Below are 16240 nucleotides of genomic sequence, written 5' to 3'. Positions count from 1 at the left end.
CCGACTCCCACTGACAGAAAGGATTCCACAATGTCCCAGGGCTCTGCACCACTCACCAGCCGGCCCGAGTGGCAGGCACTGAAGACACATCAGGCGGAACTGAAAAGCACCCACATGAGGGAGCTTTTCAGCAGCGACCCGGACCGGGCCAGCCGCTTCTTCATACGCGGCGGCGGCCTGTCGCTGGATTACTCCCGCAACCGCATGACCGATGACACCCTGGCAAAGCTAATGGCATTGGCTAAGGAATGCGGTGTACCGGAGCGTATCGAAGCCATGTTTCATGGCGACCACATCAATGTCACTGAAAAGCGCCCCGCGCTTCACATCGCCCTACGGGACACCAGCGGAGCCCCCATCAACGTCGACGGCATGGATATCGCACCGGAAGTGGAACTCACTCTGAATCGCATGGAGCAGTTCGTAAACGACGTGCTCAGCAAACGCTGGCAGGGGCATACCGGCAAAGCCTTTACGGATGTGGTCAGTATTGGCATTGGCGGCTCCTTCCTCGGCCCCAAACTGGTATCGGAAGCCCTTCGCCCTTACTGGCATGGCCAATTGAAGGGCCATTACGTCGCCAACATCGACGGCACCCAGATGGCCGAGGTACTGCGCCGGGTCAACCCGGAAACCACCCTGTTCCTGATCCAGTCCAAATCCTTCCGTACCCAGGAAACCCTGGAGAACAGCAAGGTGGCCCGGGACTGGTTCCTGGACAACGGCGGCAACGAAGACCAAGTTGCAAAACACTTCGTTGCGGTTACTGCCAATACGCCGGAGGCCGTTAGCTTCGGCATTTCCGAAGACAATATCTTCCCAATGTGGGACTGGGTTGGTGGGCGCTACTCGCTGTGGTCTGCCATCGGCCTGCCCGTGGCACTGACCATCGGCATGGAGAATTTCCGCGCCCTGCTCTCCGGCGCCAACGCCATGGACCAGCACTTTCGCACCACGCCGCTGGAGCAGAACCTGCCCGTGGTCATGGCGATGCTTGGGCTCTGGTACAACAACTTCTGGGGCGCCGAAACCTACACCATCCTGCCCTACGACCATTACCTGCGCAGCCTGCCAGCGCATCTGCAGCAACTGGACATGGAAAGTAATGGCAAGAGCGTCACCCAGAGTGGCGAGCCGCTGACCTACCAGAGCGGGCCGGTCATCTGGGGCGGCGTGGGCGCCAACGGCCAACACGCCTTCCACCAGCTACTGCATCAGGGCACGCGCCTGATTCCGGCGGACTTCATTATTCCTCTCGAGACCCACAACCCGGTCGCCAGTCACCACGTTACCCTGTTTGCCAACTGCCTGAGCCAGTCACGGGCGCTGATGGCCGGCAAGACCCTGGACGAAGCCAGGGCGGAACTCAAAGCCGAAGGCATGAGCATTGACGAGATCGAAAAACTGGCACCCCACAAGGTGATTCCAGGCAACAAGCCCAGCAACACCCTGTTGATGGATAAGTCGACGCCGGACACCGTCGGCGCCCTGATCGCACTCTACGAACACCGCACGTTCGTTCAGGGCATTATCTGGGATGTGGATTCGTTCGATCAGTGGGGCGTGGAGCTGGGGAAACAGATGGGTAAAGGAATACTGGACCGTCTGACCGACGATACCGAGGGAGCCGACGAGGCTATCGACAGCTCAACGGCCAGCCTGATCCGGCTATACCGCTCGCATCACGGGGCATAAGGGCCAGATTATCGCTCAGAGGCCGGCGAGATTCGCCTGCCCTGCCAGGTAAAGTCCACCGGCCACAGCTTCTGGTCACGGTCATAAGCCTTCCACAGCGCTTGGTAGCACTCGCCGCAGACCGGATGAACGGCAGTCGGCGCAATTTCAGCCAGTGGCAGCAGCACGAAAGCGTTTTTTAGAATCTCGCCCCGGGGCAACTCAACACCGTCGACCCGGCCCACCTCGTCGTCGTATATGAGAATATCCAGATCCAGTGTTCGTGGGCTGAACTTCGGCACATCCCGCCGTCGACCATTGTCCGCCTCTAGTCGTTTGAAGCGCGCTGACAAGTCGGCCACACTAAGGCCTGTATCGACGCCTACCACCAGATTGTAGAAGGGCGAGCCATCGAAACCGACGGACTCACTCTCATAGACAGACGAAATGAGCAGTTCGTCAAACCAGCCAGCCAGCGCATCCAGCGCCGCCGTAATATAGCGCTCGCGGTCAATGTTACTACCGATACTGATATACACCCGCGCCATCAGCGACTCCCCCGTTCAATCCTTACGCCCACGGCTGCTGCAGCTGGAACAGCGCCGGGCTTACGAAGGGTCAGTCTTACCCAGCGCACATTGAATTCGCTCTGCAGCAAATCGGCAATGCCTTCTGCAGCGGTTTCCAGCAATTGGGGGCGAGTCTGGACCAGATAGACCGAAACCCGCTCACTGACCATAGCGTAGTTCAGTGCATCGCTGACATCATCCGACGCCGCTGGCACTCGGTTGTCCCAGGCCATCTCCAGATCCACCAGCAGCCGCTGACTGATTTCCCGCTCCCAGTCGTACACGCCGATGATTGCCTCAACGGCCAGACCTTCGATCAGTACACTATCTGTCAACGGATGGATCTCCCGGGCTAACACTCTTTGCTGATTGAATAACGCACAGGCAGCGGATACTGTGTAAATTCTGACCTGCTTTGTCGCGGGGCCGGCATTTTCTCATAAATGACCAGTACGCGTCTTTGCGTCTTTTTCACTTTGCCAACGAACATCGCCGATGAGTTTTCTGAGTGACCCGGTACTGACGGTCCTGCTTTGCGCCCTGGCATACTTGGCGGGTTCGGTGCTGTTTGCGCTGCCAGTCTGCCGCGCCTGGCACCTGCCTGACCCACGCGCTCAGGGGTCCGGAAACCCCGGCGCCACCAACGTCTACCGTACCGGCGGATGGCCGCCGGCGGCACTGACGCTGTTTCTGGATGCCGCCAAGGGCTGGCTACCAGTGTGGCTTGCCCACCAGGCAGACCTGACCATTCTTTCCCAGGCCATGGTGGCACTGTGCGCGGTGACCGGGCACATGATTCCGTTGTTTTATCGATTCAAGGGCGGAAAAGGCGTGGCGACGGCACTGGGGGCTGGGCTTGCGCTGGCGCCAGCAACCACTCTTTTGCTGGCTGCCATCTGGGCCCTGGTGATGTGGCGCTGGAAGATCTCGGCGCTCGCATCAATCGTGGCCATCGTCAGCGGCCCCATCATCAGCGCCTTGATCGAACCAGACACCCTGCCGCTGTTCGGCTTGCTGGCCATCCTGATTGTGGTACGTCATCGTAACAATCTGATCCGTATGGCCCAGGGCCGGGAACCCGGCTTCTAGTCCACCAGCCCATTCGTCCGTAGCTCGTCAACCGGTGGTAGCGTATTCATCGGCCAGCGCGGCACCGCCACAATCCGGTCGCCATCCTGCTGGCCGGCGTTCATGCGCTGACAACCCGCGTAGGCAATCATGGCGCCGTTATCCGTGCAGAACTCGGGGCGGGCGTAGAACACGGCGGCACGGAGCTTCTCAGTCATTTTCTCAAGCCCGGCACGCAACCGCTTATTGGCACTAACGCCGCCGGCAATCACCAAACGCTTGCAACCGGTCTGCTCCAGAGCCCGGCGGCATTTGATGGTCAATGTATCTACCACCGCCGCCTCGAAGGCCAGGGCGATATCGGCGCGGGTCTGGTCGTCCAGTCCGTCGGCTTTCTTGGCTGCCGACACGGTATTCAGGGTAAACGTCTTCAGGCCACTGAAGCTGAAATCCAACCCGGGCCGATCCGTCATCGGACGCGGGAACCGGTAGCGGCCAGGAGCGCCCTTTTCAGCCAGCGCGGCCACCCTTGGCCCACCGGGATAATCCAGCCCCAGCATCTTGGCGGTTTTGTCGAACGCTTCACCGGCCGCATCGTCCACAGATTCACCCAGCATTTGATACTCACCAATACCTTTAACCAACACCAACTGGGTATGGCCGCCGGAGACCAGCAAGGCAACAAAGGGAAACGCCGGAGGATTGTCTTCCAACATCGGTGCCAACAGGTGGCCTTCCATGTGATGGACACCCAGCACTGGCACACCCAGGGCAAACCCCAGGGCATGAGCTACAGAGCCACCGACCATCAGCGCTCCCACCAGGCCGGGACCGGCGGTGTAGGCAATGCCTTCGATGTCAGCGCGAACCCGGCTGGCATCGGCAAGCACCTGATCACACAGCGGCACCAGCTTACGGACATGGTCGCGGGAGGCCAGCTCCGGCACCACACCGCCGTAATCCGCGTGCATATCAATCTGGCTGAACAACGCATGCGCCAGCAGCCCACATTCGCTGTCATAGAGGGCAACGCCGGTTTCATCACAGGAGGTTTCAATACCGAGAATCAGCATAAATAAGGGCCACTACTCCGGGCTGGTAAACGTAATCGACGCATTTTAGCAGAAACCCGAAACCCTCCGTCAGTTTCATCGAACAAACATTGACCTTGGCCATGGGCAGGCGCTATCATTGCCGGCCTTAAATACGCACTGGTCGAGTTTTAGCCAATCTGACCAGGTATCGAGTCGATTTGACAGACAGGTCGATCAGATAAAACAGAAACCGAATCAATCAGGTAGGTGATTTTCGAATGCCAGCTGTTAAAGTGAAAGAGAATGAACCGTTTGACGTAGCCCTTCGTCGCTTCAAGCGCTCCTGCGAAAAAGCAGGCGTTCTGTCGGAAGTACGTCGCCGTGAGCACTACGAAAAGCCGACAGCCGTGCGCAAGCGCAAGGCAGCTGCAGCCGTCAAGCGTCATCTCAAGAAGCTTCAGCGGGAACAGCGCAAGTTCGAGCGTCTGTACTAAGCTTTACCGGACGCCGCTTGACTGCAAGCCTATAATCGCCTGTATAACCACAGGTTGCACAGAGCGATACCAAAATGCCGCCGAGGCCTGGCTTCGGCGGCATTTTTGGCTGTACTTCCAGGCCCGGCATTTCCCGTGCGACCGGAGACATCATGAGTGGACTGATCCCACAACACTTTGTTGAAAACCTGCTCGACAGGATAGACCTGGCAGAGCTGATCGGATCACGTATCACCCTGAAAAAGGCCGGTGGAAACTATAAGGCCCGCTGTCCATTCCATGACGAAAAAACGCCGTCTTTCAACGTTCGGCCGGACAAGGGCTTCTACCACTGCTTTGGCTGTGGCGCCCATGGCGATGCCATCAGTTTTGTCCGCGAATTCGACGGCCTGGGGTTTACCGACGCGGTAGAGGAACTGGCCCGCCGAGCCGGCATGGAAGTGCCCTACGACCAGAGCGCGCGCCAGGAAATGCAACAGGCGCGAACACTGACGGACGCCCTGGATTACGCCAGCCGCTTCTATCAGTCCGCCCTGAAGAGCCAGCAAGGTGAATTCGCCCGGGACTACCTCAAACAGAGGGGCCTGGACGACAGCATCATTGAGCAATACCAGTTGGGCTACGCCCCTGGCACCGGCACCGCCCTGTTCGACAGCGCAAGCAAGGACCTGCAGGGGCCATTGGTTGAAACCGGCGCCGTGTCTGACCGTTACGGGCGGCCCAGGGATTTGTTTCGCAATCGGGTAATGTTCCCGATCCGCAACAGCCGCGGGCGAACCATTGCGTTTGGCGGGCGCACACTGGGAGACGACAAGGCCAAGTACATCAACTCTCCGGAGTCTGATGTATTCCATAAAAGCCGCGAAATCTACGGCCTTTATGAAGCCAAACAGTCGATCCGCCAACTCGACAGGTTGCTGGTGGTGGAAGGCTACATGGACGTCATTGCGCTCGCGCAGAATGGCATCCACTTTGCCGTGGCCACGCTGGGCACAGCCACGAACCAGGACAGCCTGTCAGCACTGCTAAAGCAGGTACGGCACCTGGTGTTCTGCTTTGACGGCGACCAGGCCGGTTACCGGGCGGCGGACAAGGCCCTGGAAAATGCACTGGAATTGCTGACCGACGGCCTGCATCTGCAGTTCCTGATGATGCCGGACGGTGAAGACCCGGACACACTGGTGCGCAAGGAAGGCCCTGACGCGTTCCAGGAACGCATCAACGGCGCCACGCCCCTGTCCCGCTACCTGTTCAACCGGCAAAGCGAGGGGCTGGATCTGACGCTACCGGAAGACCGGGGCGAGCTAAAGGCACGGGTAGAACCGCTGCTGAAGAAAATGCCCAGGAGCACCCTCAGGGATGCCATGTGGCATGAAATGCTGCGACTGTGCGGCAACAACCGGGGCGACTGGCAAAACCGGCGCCAGCCGAACGGCAAAGGCGGATACGGCGAGCGCCGGGTACAGGAACAACGGATTGACGTAAAACTCAGCAAGGATACGCAGCTTTGCCTGGCCCTGCTGGAAGCGCCGGACATGGCCAGCGAAATTGCCGAACTGTGCCGGAGCAGCCGCCAGTACCGGCAGGCCGGACAGTTTGCCGGCTGGATTCTGGAGAACGCCATCAAAGACAGGCGCTCCCTGGTCCGCGAACTGGCAACGGATAACCGCGCCAGAGAACAGTTTTACAGCCTGTTCGATGGCATTGAACACATCCCCGCACGGGAACAGACTCTGGCTGGCGCCAGGGAAATGCTGAACCCGAACCGGGAAGTGGCACGTAAGCAGCGGCTGGCGTCGCTGCTATCGGAAAAACGCAGCCTGGCGGACCTTAGCGCTGAAGAGCGGCAGGAACTGAAGGCACTGACTGGACAGAACGACGACTGACCAGCGTTAGAAAACAGAGCCGGCGGGCCGAAAAAACGCAATAACTGCAGCCGGAAACGGCACTGCACTTGAAACTTGGAGTGTTGATCACCATCTAACCATCCGGTGGCAGAGCAACCGCGCGACAGCTATAATGGCTGTTTCACTTTTTTCCTTTTACCAGCGAGTTCACAAGGTGTCTATGTCAGGCAATTCGCAGAAATCACGTCTTAAAGACCTCATTGCACGAGGCAAGGAACAAGGTTACCTGACTTACGCCGAGGTAAACGACCACCTCCCGGAAGACATTGCTGACCCGGACCAGGTCGAAGACATCATTCGCATGATCAACGACATGGGCATCCAGGTGTCTGAAGTGGCACCGGACGCGGATACACTGCTGATGACCGACGGTGACTCTACCGCTGACGAAGCAGCGGCCGCCGAAGCCGCCGCCGCACTCGCTGCCGTAGAGTCAGACGCCGGCCGCACCACCGACCCTGTGCGCATGTACATGCGCGAAATGGGCACCGTGGAGCTGCTGACCCGTGAAGGCGAAATTGTTATTGCCAAGCGCATCGAGGAAGGCATCCGCGATGTAATGGCCGCTGTAGCCCACTTCCCCGGCATCACTGGCACTGTCATCCAGGCCTACGACCGCATCATCGAGAACGAAGGCCGTCTCAGCGACATCGTCTCCGGCTTCCTCGACCCCGACGGCGCCGAGCCGTTTATGGAGGAAGACACTACCCCGGACACGTCCAGCACCTCAGACGACTCATCCGACGATGATGACGATGACGACAGCGAAGAAGAAACTGAAAGCGGTCCGGATCCGGAAGAAACCCGCCTGCGCTTCGAGCTATTGAAAGAAAAGCTCGACACCGCGGACGCTTGCCTGGCCAAACACGGCCGTGGCCACAAGAAAACCCAGGAAGCCCTGAACGAGCTGGGCCAGGTGTTTGCACCATTCAAGCTGGGCAATAAAGCTTTCGATGAGCTGGTGAACGTTGTTCGCTCCACCAACGACCTGGTGCGTGAGAACGAGCGTGCGATCATGAAAATCTGTGTGCGTGAGTGCAAGATGCCGCGCAAGGATTTCATCAAGACATTCCCAGGCAATGAAACCAGCCTGGACTGGGCCGAGAAAACGTCCAAGGGCAAGAAGGCCTACGCCCCGCTGATCGCCGAGCGTATCGATGAAATCGTCCGCCTGCAGAAGCGCATTGCCAACATTCAGACCGAAGTGGACCTGGACGTTTCCGACATCAAGGAAATCAATCGTCGCGTCTCCATCGGTGAAGCTAAGGCACGCCGCGCCAAGAAAGAAATGGTGGAAGCCAACCTGCGCCTGGTTATCTCCATCGCCAAAAAGTACACCAACCGCGGCCTGCAGTTCCTCGATCTGATCCAGGAAGGCAATATCGGCCTTATGAAAGCGGTCGACAAGTTCGAGTACCGCCGTGGCTACAAGTTCTCCACCTACGCCACCTGGTGGATTCGTCAGGCCATCACCCGCTCCATCGCGGACCAGGCCCGCACCATCCGTATTCCGGTGCACATGATCGAAACCATCAACAAGCTTAACCGCATCTCCCGTCAGATGCTGCAGGAGATGGGCCGCGAGCCCACACCGGAAGAGCTTGGCGAGCGCATGGAGATGCCCGAGGACAAGATCCGCAAGGTATTGAAGATCGCCAAAGAGCCGATCTCCATGGAAACCCCGATCGGTGATGACGAAGATAGCCACCTGGGCGACTTCATTGAAGACATCCAGGCGCTGTCGCCCGTCGACTCCGCCACCGCAGAGGGCCTGCGCGAAGCCACCCGCTCCGTGCTCTCCGGCCTGACCGCGCGCGAGTCCAAGGTGCTGCGCATGCGCTTCGGTATCGAAATGAACACTGACCACACCCTGGAAGAAGTGGGCAAGCAGTTCGACGTTACCCGTGAGCGAATCCGCCAGATCGAAGCCAAGGCCCTGCGCAAACTGCGCCACCCTTCCCGCTCCGACCACCTGCGCGGCTTCATTGACGACCAGGGCAACGGATAACACCACAACAGTAGCGGGCGCCACCGCTCACCGGTATAATGGCGCCCGCTTTGTTGTTCCCCCGGGGCAACACCCTGAAAAGCAAACCTTTAAGCAGCATCCGCTGACAAAAGGGCCTATAGCTCAGTTGGTTAGAGCAGAGGACTCATAATCCTTTGGTCCCTGGTTCGAGTCCAGGTGGGCCCACCACTCCCCCATCTTTTACGTTTAAATAAGCCTCTGCCCATTACTCACCTTGTGGTCCGTGCTCACCAAGGTTATCGCTCCCTCATCATTCTTGATCCCCGTCACCAGGCACTCGGACATAAAGGGGCCGATCTGTTTGGGCGGGAAGTTGGTCACGGCAAGTACCTGTTTACCCAGTAACGACTCAGGGTTGTACAAGTCGGTGATCTGCGCACTGGATTTGCGGACACCCACCTCTGGGCCAAAATCGACTTTCAGCTTATAAGCCGGGCGGCGGGCTTCCGGAAACTCATTCACTTCGATGATAGTGCCGATTCGCAATTCTACGTTCTCAAAGTCTTCCCAGCTGATCATGCCTAGTGCGTCCTCTTGCCTCTATATGAATGCGGTTATTTTCTGTGGTCCGCGAGCAGGGTTCCGACCGTGAACGCGATGTCCTCGTGTTCGGTGTCCCGCCACGGTTCTGCAAGGGATTCGGCTTCCCACTGCTGCATACTGCCCAATGCCAGGATCCTTTCCACATAGGCGGAGGCGTCTTCACTCAGGCCCAACCCATAGGTGCGAACCCGGTAGACAACGGGGGCGAAGAAGGCATCCACGGCGGTAAAGTGGTCGCCAGCGAGGAATGGACCACCAAATTGCTGCAGGCCGTGGGACCACAAACTGTCGATGCGGTCGATGTCCTTTTGCAGACCCTCGCTAACAGTGTGCATGCGGATACGCAGGCCCACGTTCATGCTGCAGATATCCCGCAACGACTGAAATCCAGAGTGCATTTCAGCGACAGCACAACGGGCCCAGGCGCGGGCCTTTGCGTCTTTGGGCCAGACTCCGTCGTGGCGCTCCGCCAGGTACTCAATGATGGCCATGGAGTCCCATACAGTTATGCTTTCGTCCATCAGGCAGGGTACCTTGCCACTGGGGCTCAGGCGCCTGTATGCCTGCCAGGTGGGTTCGTCACCAAACACGATGAGCTGTTCATTGAATTCAATGCCCTGCTCTTTCATCAGGACCCAGGGCCGCAATGACCATGACGAGTAGTTCTTGTTCGCAATATGAAGGGTGTACATCCCTGTCTCCATCCAGGTTGGGTGGTTTTATCCGGAAATCATTTTTGCCGAATTCCGTGGCTTCGTATACAACTACACTAAGGCCATTAAAAATAACACAAGGAACGCACTATGCCCTTCTCTTCCGACCACATTGATGAACTCAACCTGCTGGCCATGTTCGATCTGTCTTCCGCGCAGGAGGGCATCAAGGTTCACCAGCATTCGGCCGCGCCAGAGATGGTGAGAGCGGCAGAACGTCTTCACCAGAAGGGGCTGATTACCCAGAAGGATGGCGGTTACCTGACGAGTTTGGGCAGTGAAATGGCCGAGCATGCACAGAAGGTGCTGTCCGTGCTTACAAGCGCTCAGAGATGAACGTTCTAGGCTGTCCCATAAGATAATTTGGGGGCTAACCCCAATACAAAAGCGCCCGTATCGCAAAGCGATACAGGCGCCTGTCGTTAATCAAACCGATCAGGAACCGGCCCGATCCACCCTTACGACTGCAATCGACGACGTCTACCCGACACAACCAAGCCAAGAGCGCCAAGGCCAAGCAGCCCTAACGTTCCCGGTTCAGGAACTTTGGTAACCGGCGTGCCGGTACCAGAGGCGTCGTCATAACCAAGGGCTTCAGAGTTAAGCGACTGCCACCGAACGCCGAAGTTGTCCAGTGTAACCGCCCCTGGAAGACTGGCGAATCCCAACTCCAGAGAGAAGCTGGCCGAGCCGCCAATTCCGACTCCCCCAGGACCACCACTGCAACTGCCCTGAGACTGACCTTTGACGCAGATATCCAGGGCTCCAAACTGGTTAGGGAAACTCCCACCAAGCAGAGCAACCCAAGGCGAGCTTGCCGTTACACTGGTTACGTTAGAGTCAACATTAAAGCCAATCCGAGAAACTCGCGATTCTTCCCACAGTGAACTGCTGGTATTCGCCAACACAATATCAAACACAAAACTGCTGGTCTTAATCTCTGTTAGCGTGAAACTGGTGCTGGCAGCAAGTCCCTCGACTTCCGTCTGCTCGATGTTGCCTCCGTAATAGACCGTCCCGGAATCGCCAACACTATCAAAGGAAATCATCGCCGCGCTGGCGCTACCTGCGATCATTAAACTGGCAACAACCAACGATGTTTTTTCGAGAATGCTCATCATGCAACTCCACCTGTCAAAAACCGGAATATTCCGGCAACGTAACCCAAATGGCCCAACACTCAGCCTTTCCGCTAGTTAAGCAATAACGAGGCCGGTCACCAGAAATAACCTATTTTCAGTTTGTTAAAAAAAGCATCTGATCATGGCACTCACCTGAGTGGAAAGAATCCTGACACATTTGGCAAACAACCATTGCACCGGTTGCCTGATGCCAATCAATTCACAAAACCGATAACAAACGCTTACACAAGAAAACACCTTCCGGCCTGATAAGACCCTGTATTTCCTTCATTTTTAAACCATTTTTAACTAGAAGGTGGTCATTCCGACACCAAAAGCTGTCAAAAAAGCCAACGTCCCGATAAGACAAGAGCACTACACTGCTTTTCGAACAAACGTACCAACAATAATTGCCAGCCCTGTTACCCGGCTCCGGGGGCACGGCGAAGGTCCATAACAAAGACAAACGAATGGAGTGTGTTTCATGGTTTCAACCTCCCGCTTTTCCCTGCGTGCGATGACACTCGCCGTTGCAGCCGTCTCGGCCGGCTCTTCATTGAATGCCTCTGCCAGCATGGGCAACATCGGTACAACCTATGGCGTGATGCCCGTGGACGTGGCCACCGCCCAGTCCCTGTCGATGTTCAACGAGCAGGTGTCAGCCACCTATTACAATCCGTCCTACCTGACCAGTGATGAGCGTGGCGAGCTGACCGGCGGCATCCTCCATGCGGAGCAGGAATTGCGCTCCAGTCGTTCCGATGCAGACGGCGATATCATTTCCGATTCTCCCAGTCAGCATGTGCTGATTGGCATGAAAACCAACCTGGCGGGCCTGACCCGCTTTGACCATCCGATTTACCTGGGCTTCATCGCAGGCGTTGAGAAGTATGGTAAGGAAATGCTGGCGTTCTCCTCCGAAACCTCCGAAACCGGGCAGTACCTGCAATACGGCAAGGAACCCCTGTTCCTCAATATTGGTGGCGCTACCCCACTCTGGCGGGGCATCTCGGGCGGTTTCTCGGTGCGTGTCACTCTGGAAGCGGCCGCTCAGTTGGATGCCGTTTCAACGCTTGGCGGTGAAACCAGCCGCGAGCGACTGGCGGTCAACGCCGAGCCTTCGCTGAAGTCCATCCTCGGCACCACCATCAAGTGGGGCGATACCTTCTGCCCGGACAGCGACTGTTTCCTCGACGGCTGGGAAAGCGCGGTCACCTATCGCGCCAAGTCATCCGCTTCGACGTCTGTGGACTCCAACATCATCGTGACCCAGACCATCCCCGACCCAGGCCTGAGCCTTGCGGTGGCCACCATCGATTCCTTCCAACCGGAAACCTTTGCCATCGGCACCCAGTACAAGGGCAATGGCTGGCGCATCGGCGGCAGCATCGAGCAGCAGAACTGGTCGGAGCTGGAAGACGAATTCTCCGGCGACACGATCAAGGACCAGGAGGATGTCAGCGCAGCCAATCGCATCCGTTTTGATGACATCCTGGTGCCTCGCATCGGCGCTGAATACCAGCTTAGCCGCCACTTTGCTGTTCGGGGCGGGCTTGCGTATGAGGAGTCTCCCCTCAAAACCACCCGCAACCCGGAGCTGAACTATCTGGACACCGACAAGATCGTGGCCGGGCTCGGCATCAGTGCAACCTATGAACGCACACGCGTGCTGGCCTACCCGGTGCGACTGGATATCGGTTACCAATATCAGCAGTTGCAGGACAGGGATTTCACCATTGTCGACTATGACGGCAACGAGCAACAGGCGACCGCCGACGGTGACGTCCACGTTATCAGCGGCTCGATCACCCTGAAGTTCTGAGGAGAAGTTTGCCATGAAACACAACAAGACATTGGCACTGGTTCCCGCGATGCTCCTTGCGGCATGCGGCGGGAGTGATGAACAGACCATCGACGAGCCCAATAGCCCGGGAGAGGTGGTCTACTCCTACCCGGCGGATGGCCAGAGTAACGTCAGCCCCAAGGCCGACATGGTACTGCGCTTCTCCCATGCGCTGTCTGACAGCGATGTCGCCAGCAAAATACGCATCACCGATGGAAGTACCGAGCTGAGCTTCTCTTCCGAAAGCGTGGATGGCGGGCGCAGCCTGACATTATCACCACAGGGCAAACTCCGCCCCGGAGCCGACTACACCATTGAGTTCACCGAAGCACTGCAAGCGGAAGGTGGCCGTACGATTTCTAACCCCAATGCCTTCGGCCCGGAGGGCGTGCAGTTTTCAACACGGGGTGCATTCAGCGGCATCGCCGGGCTGGACAACCTGAGCCCGGAGTTCGCGGTTGCGGAAATGATTCCGTCCGAGGGCAACGTGTTCCAGCCCATGAACTTCTCCACATTCCGTCTGCAGATGACCCAGACCGTGCATCCGGATTGGGAAGCACAGGGCGGTGTGATTGAAATCACTGACAGTAACGATAACGCTGTACCGGCCACGGTGATTGTCAACGGCAGGGACATAACCATTGACCCCTGCCTTGCAGACTCAAAGGAGCGCTGTGGCCGTGAGGAGGACGTACTGACCTCGGGCGAGACTTACACCGTGTCAGTCCGCAACCTGCCGAGTCTCCATGGCGGCACGCTGGACGACTTCAGCGAAACCATCACCCCACGCGACACCGGCCCGACCGTTGTGCTGTCTCAGCAAGTGGTGGATTCCGGTCTGAACGCCGGTGAGAGTGCCGACAACACCCGCAAGTCGCGGCTAAACGGGCAGATTATCAATGGAATCACCCTAAACTCCGTGTTGCAGGGGAATGCCGGACCGTCTCAGCAAACCGGCGACCTGTTCGCGGAGCTTGCTTACGCGCCGGCGTTCGAAGCCAATGAGCCCTTGCCATTGCGGGTACCAAAAGGCAGCCTGCTGACCAGCAGCAGCCTGGATGTCCGTATCAACGGAGAGGTACCGGTTATCGACCCGGCAACCGGCAGCATCCAGAAAACCGGCGACATTAAAGTCACCATGTTGTCGGACGCCACTGGCTACCTGATGCCGAACTCCTACACGGACAGCATGAACGCCCCTCGCCACGTCAAACTGTTCATGGACGTTGCCATGAACACCGAGGAGGCACAGCCCAATGCTTCACTTTCCCAGGACCTGCTTGGGGTGGAGCTGACCGGCATCGCGATCGTGGAAGACGGCGTGCTAACCATCGACGCCATCGGCATGGTCGAACCCAACCTGCTGGGCCAGGAATTCACCGACGCCACCATTGCCTTTCGCATCGAAGCCGCGACGGATTCCGAGTCCGCACTGGATGCCGCCGAACAGCGGGACAAAGAGCTGGCCGACAACACTGGCCCACAGTTAGTGAGCTGGATGCCAGGGCCGGACGATGCTGTCCCCGATACCCGCCAGGACATGCAACGCCCGGGTGACCCCATTGTACTGAACTTCAATGAGCCACTGGACGCTGATACCATCGCCGACGGCATCGTATTGGACGAAGGCGGCGTTCCACTGACTACCGGTGATGGCACCCTCGAGGCCATACTGGACGGAACGGTTCTGGTACTGAACCCTGAAGGCGGACTCAGGCATGGCGTTGACTACACGGTACAGATCGGCAACGCCCTGACAGACCTGGCCGGTAATGGCGCAACACCCGAGGACCTGACATTCGCACTGCCAGATCTGGGAGGCGACTCTGTCGCCAAGGCTTCGCCTCTTGCGCTGACCACCTACCCCGGTTACCCCTGCGTGACCACCGGCGTAGATCTTGCCCAAGGCACACATGGGCAATGCACAGACGCCGCCGAAGGCGGGCCTGCCGGTGATGTGCTGCCGGTTACCGAACACCCGGAAGACCGCCCCATCGTAGTGGTTTTCTCCCAGTCGATGGCTCTCGGCACCATCAACGAAAACACCTTTGTTGTTGAGAAAGTAACGGATGCCTCCACCCCAGTCGGCTCCGGAGATATCGTTAATGGCCGGATAGAGAAGAACAACCAGCGCATACGGTTCTACCCGGATTCCCCTTGGGACACATCAGATGGCAGCTTCTACCGTTACACCATGCGTTCAGCGACCGGAACCGGCAACTGCGATACCGCAATCTGTTCAGAACAGGGTTACCCCCTGCAAACGGATTTGCTGGTGGACCCGACCGACGTCGGGGGCCCGAACATGACGATTTACTTCCATAGCAGCGAAGCTCAGGAAACCGTATTCACACCTCTACGTAACCTGCCGATCCGTGATACCAACTCTAACTACGAAGTCGACTGCCCAAGTGTCGGGGATGAGGATTGCTTAGAGCCCTTCAACCATGAGGGCAACGACACAGACGGCTACCTCCCCTCGGCAAACGCGGCAAAACTGTTGGTCAACACCGCGGAGGACGACTCCTCCAGAGTAGGCTGCAGCCCGCGTGAAAACGACTGTCCGAGAAACAAGTTCATCTACCAGACCTACGCTCTGAATACCGAAGTGACGGGTCCGGCCACTGACCCTGAAACCGGCAAGACAGGCGTGGGAATCCTGCTGTACCCAACCATGCTGGCAACGACTTCGGCGGAGACTTATGTTGATCTTGGCCTCTTGGTAGCCCATTCATCAACCGGCCCTCAGATTCTGCGTATGCGCTATGCCAAGGACGATCCCGATTGCACCGGTAACGACTGCGCCAGGAACAGTCTGATTCCCGGCATTATCATCGAGGGTGACGACGGCCAGCCGATTTTCAAAACCAACGCGGAGCTGACCCTGGACGCGCCAGCGCTGACAGCAGATGTGAGCATCGAGCACAATCTGTACAGCTACCCGTTCGAACTCAAACTGGAAGGCCCCGTCAGGTTCTTCGACGACGGCCGTATGCAGGTCGAACAGCGGAATAACAATATCCCGGAGATCGATGTGGAGGCAACGGCGCTCTCAGTTATACCCATCAACATCCCGTTGATCATTCCACAGCAGGGCGTTTACCTGAACTTCCTCTCCAACCCCATCAAGGAGATTCCAGCAGAGTACTAACTTCAGGCTCCGCTACTTATGGCCAGCCCCCGGGCTGGCCTTTTTTGTGGCCTTAATAGCCGAAAAGCGGTTTCCCCCTCCCAGGCATTTCCTG

The 16240-nt window shown here is 57.8% G+C and carries 14 protein-coding genes and 1 tRNA gene; 9 read left to right on the top strand and 6 right to left on the bottom strand.

Features of this window, described 5'->3' with window-relative positions; genetic code table 11:
- The first annotated feature begins 30 nt into the window (after positions 1-30).
- Positions 31-1695 (top strand): glucose-6-phosphate isomerase, encoded by a 1665-nt coding sequence (pgi, locus tag AC0B60_RS14670; protein WP_465086572.1) that lies wholly within the window; start codon positions 31-33, stop codon positions 1693-1695.
- Between the two features lie 8 nt (positions 1696-1703).
- Here pgi and folK read toward each other — a convergent pair whose 3' ends face one another.
- Together folK and folB are read right to left on the bottom strand one after the other, a co-directional pair.
- Positions 1704-2222 (bottom strand): 2-amino-4-hydroxy-6-hydroxymethyldihydropteridine diphosphokinase, encoded by a 519-nt coding sequence (gene folK, locus AC0B60_RS14665; protein WP_465086571.1) that lies wholly within the window; start codon positions 2220-2222, stop codon positions 1704-1706.
- Positions 2222-2578: a dihydroneopterin aldolase gene (gene folB / locus AC0B60_RS14660; RefSeq protein ID WP_465086569.1), complete on the bottom strand. Its 357-nt coding sequence runs from the start codon at positions 2576-2578 to the stop codon at positions 2222-2224. Before folB ends, folK begins: the two co-directional genes overlap by 1 nt.
- A gap of 160 nt (positions 2579-2738) precedes the next feature.
- Between folB and plsY the strand changes: the two genes are divergently transcribed.
- On the top strand, positions 2739-3332 hold the full coding sequence (gene plsY / locus AC0B60_RS14655) for a glycerol-3-phosphate 1-O-acyltransferase PlsY (RefSeq protein ID WP_465086568.1): 594 nt from the start codon (positions 2739-2741) through the stop codon (positions 3330-3332).
- Here plsY and tsaD read toward each other — a convergent pair.
- On the bottom strand, positions 3329-4384 hold the full coding sequence (tsaD, locus tag AC0B60_RS14650) for a tRNA (adenosine(37)-N6)-threonylcarbamoyltransferase complex transferase subunit TsaD (RefSeq protein WP_465086567.1): 1056 nt from the start codon (positions 4382-4384) through the stop codon (positions 3329-3331). The genes plsY and tsaD overlap by 4 nt on opposite strands.
- A gap of 239 nt (positions 4385-4623) precedes the next feature.
- Here tsaD and rpsU point away from each other — a divergent pair, with 239 nt between their 5' ends.
- The 4 genes from rpsU (at position 4624) to AC0B60_RS14630 (ending at position 8943) form a co-directional block, all read left to right on the top strand.
- Entirely contained in the window at positions 4624-4839 is a 216-nt protein-coding gene (gene rpsU / locus AC0B60_RS14645) for a 30S ribosomal protein S21 (RefSeq protein ID WP_007153483.1), read from the top strand.
- Positions 4840-4991: 152 nt separating this feature from the next.
- A complete protein-coding gene (gene dnaG, locus AC0B60_RS14640; protein ID WP_465086566.1) occupies positions 4992-6725 on the top strand; it encodes a DNA primase in 1734 nt (577 codons plus the stop codon).
- Positions 6726-6906: 181 nt separating this feature from the next.
- On the top strand, positions 6907-8754 hold the full coding sequence (rpoD, locus tag AC0B60_RS14635) for an RNA polymerase sigma factor RpoD (protein WP_465086565.1): 1848 nt from the start codon (positions 6907-6909) through the stop codon (positions 8752-8754).
- A gap of 112 nt (positions 8755-8866) precedes the next feature.
- Positions 8867-8943, top strand: a tRNA-Ile gene (locus AC0B60_RS14630).
- 18 nt (positions 8944-8961) lie between these two features.
- Here the strand turns inward: AC0B60_RS14630 and AC0B60_RS14625 are convergent.
- Positions 8962-9294 (bottom strand): tRNA-binding protein, encoded by a 333-nt coding sequence (locus AC0B60_RS14625; RefSeq protein ID WP_465086564.1) that lies wholly within the window; start codon positions 9292-9294, stop codon positions 8962-8964.
- 35 nt (positions 9295-9329) lie between these two features.
- A complete protein-coding gene (locus AC0B60_RS14620; protein WP_465086563.1) occupies positions 9330-10010 on the bottom strand; it encodes a glutathione S-transferase family protein in 681 nt (226 codons plus the stop codon).
- A gap of 111 nt (positions 10011-10121) precedes the next feature.
- On the opposite strand from AC0B60_RS14620, the gene AC0B60_RS14615 reads away from it, so the two are divergent.
- On the top strand, positions 10122-10367 hold the full coding sequence (locus AC0B60_RS14615) for a TIGR02647 family protein (RefSeq protein WP_465086562.1): 246 nt from the start codon (positions 10122-10124) through the stop codon (positions 10365-10367).
- 122 nt (positions 10368-10489) lie between these two features.
- On the opposite strand, the gene AC0B60_RS14610 is transcribed toward AC0B60_RS14615, so the two are convergent.
- A complete protein-coding gene (locus tag AC0B60_RS14610; RefSeq protein WP_465086561.1) occupies positions 10490-11152 on the bottom strand; it encodes a cistern family PEP-CTERM protein in 663 nt (220 codons plus the stop codon).
- A gap of 484 nt (positions 11153-11636) precedes the next feature.
- Between AC0B60_RS14610 and aupA the strand changes: the two genes are divergently transcribed.
- Together aupA and AC0B60_RS14600 are read left to right on the top strand one after the other, a co-directional pair.
- Positions 11637-12974, top strand: a complete 1338-nt coding sequence (gene aupA, locus AC0B60_RS14605; protein WP_465086560.1) for an alkane uptake protein AupA — start codon at positions 11637-11639, stop codon at positions 12972-12974.
- 13 nt (positions 12975-12987) lie between these two features.
- A complete protein-coding gene (locus AC0B60_RS14600) occupies positions 12988-16146 on the top strand; it encodes an Ig-like domain-containing domain (RefSeq protein ID WP_465086559.1) in 3159 nt (1052 codons plus the stop codon).
- The last annotated feature ends 94 nt before the right edge of the window (positions 16147-16240 follow it).

The sequence above is a fragment of the Marinobacter sp. V34 genome, assembly GCF_055524115.1.
The sequence above is the reverse complement of the archived record's forward strand: the minus strand, read 5'-3'. Positions and strand labels throughout refer to the sequence as shown.

What these genes read in the sequence shown, in the direction of transcription:
- pgi (WP_465086572.1), top strand. Translation starts at nt 31, where the DNA reads ATGTCCCAGGGCTCTGCACCACTCACCAGCCGGCCCGAGTGGCAGGCA.
- folK (WP_465086571.1), bottom strand. Translation starts at nt 2,222, where the DNA reads ATGGCGCGGGTGTATATCAGTATCGGTAGTAACATTGACCGCGAGCGC.
- plsY (WP_465086568.1), top strand. Translation starts at nt 2,739, where the DNA reads ATGAGTTTTCTGAGTGACCCGGTACTGACGGTCCTGCTTTGCGCCCTG.
- tsaD (WP_465086567.1), bottom strand. Translation starts at nt 4,384, where the DNA reads ATGCTGATTCTCGGTATTGAAACCTCCTGTGATGAAACCGGCGTTGCC.
- rpsU (WP_007153483.1), top strand. Translation starts at nt 4,624, where the DNA reads ATGCCAGCTGTTAAAGTGAAAGAGAATGAACCGTTTGACGTAGCCCTT.
- dnaG (WP_465086566.1), top strand. Translation starts at nt 4,992, where the DNA reads ATGAGTGGACTGATCCCACAACACTTTGTTGAAAACCTGCTCGACAGG.
- rpoD (WP_465086565.1), top strand. Translation starts at nt 6,907, where the DNA reads ATGTCAGGCAATTCGCAGAAATCACGTCTTAAAGACCTCATTGCACGA.
- AC0B60_RS14625 (WP_465086564.1), bottom strand. Translation starts at nt 9,294, where the DNA reads ATGATCAGCTGGGAAGACTTTGAGAACGTAGAATTGCGAATCGGCACT.
- AC0B60_RS14620 (WP_465086563.1), bottom strand. Translation starts at nt 10,010, where the DNA reads ATGTACACCCTTCATATTGCGAACAAGAACTACTCGTCATGGTCATTG.
- AC0B60_RS14615 (WP_465086562.1), top strand. Translation starts at nt 10,122, where the DNA reads ATGCCCTTCTCTTCCGACCACATTGATGAACTCAACCTGCTGGCCATG.
- AC0B60_RS14610 (WP_465086561.1), bottom strand. Translation starts at nt 11,152, where the DNA reads ATGATGAGCATTCTCGAAAAAACATCGTTGGTTGTTGCCAGTTTAATG.
- aupA (WP_465086560.1), top strand. Translation starts at nt 11,637, where the DNA reads ATGGTTTCAACCTCCCGCTTTTCCCTGCGTGCGATGACACTCGCCGTT.
- AC0B60_RS14600 (WP_465086559.1), top strand. Translation starts at nt 12,988, where the DNA reads ATGAAACACAACAAGACATTGGCACTGGTTCCCGCGATGCTCCTTGCG.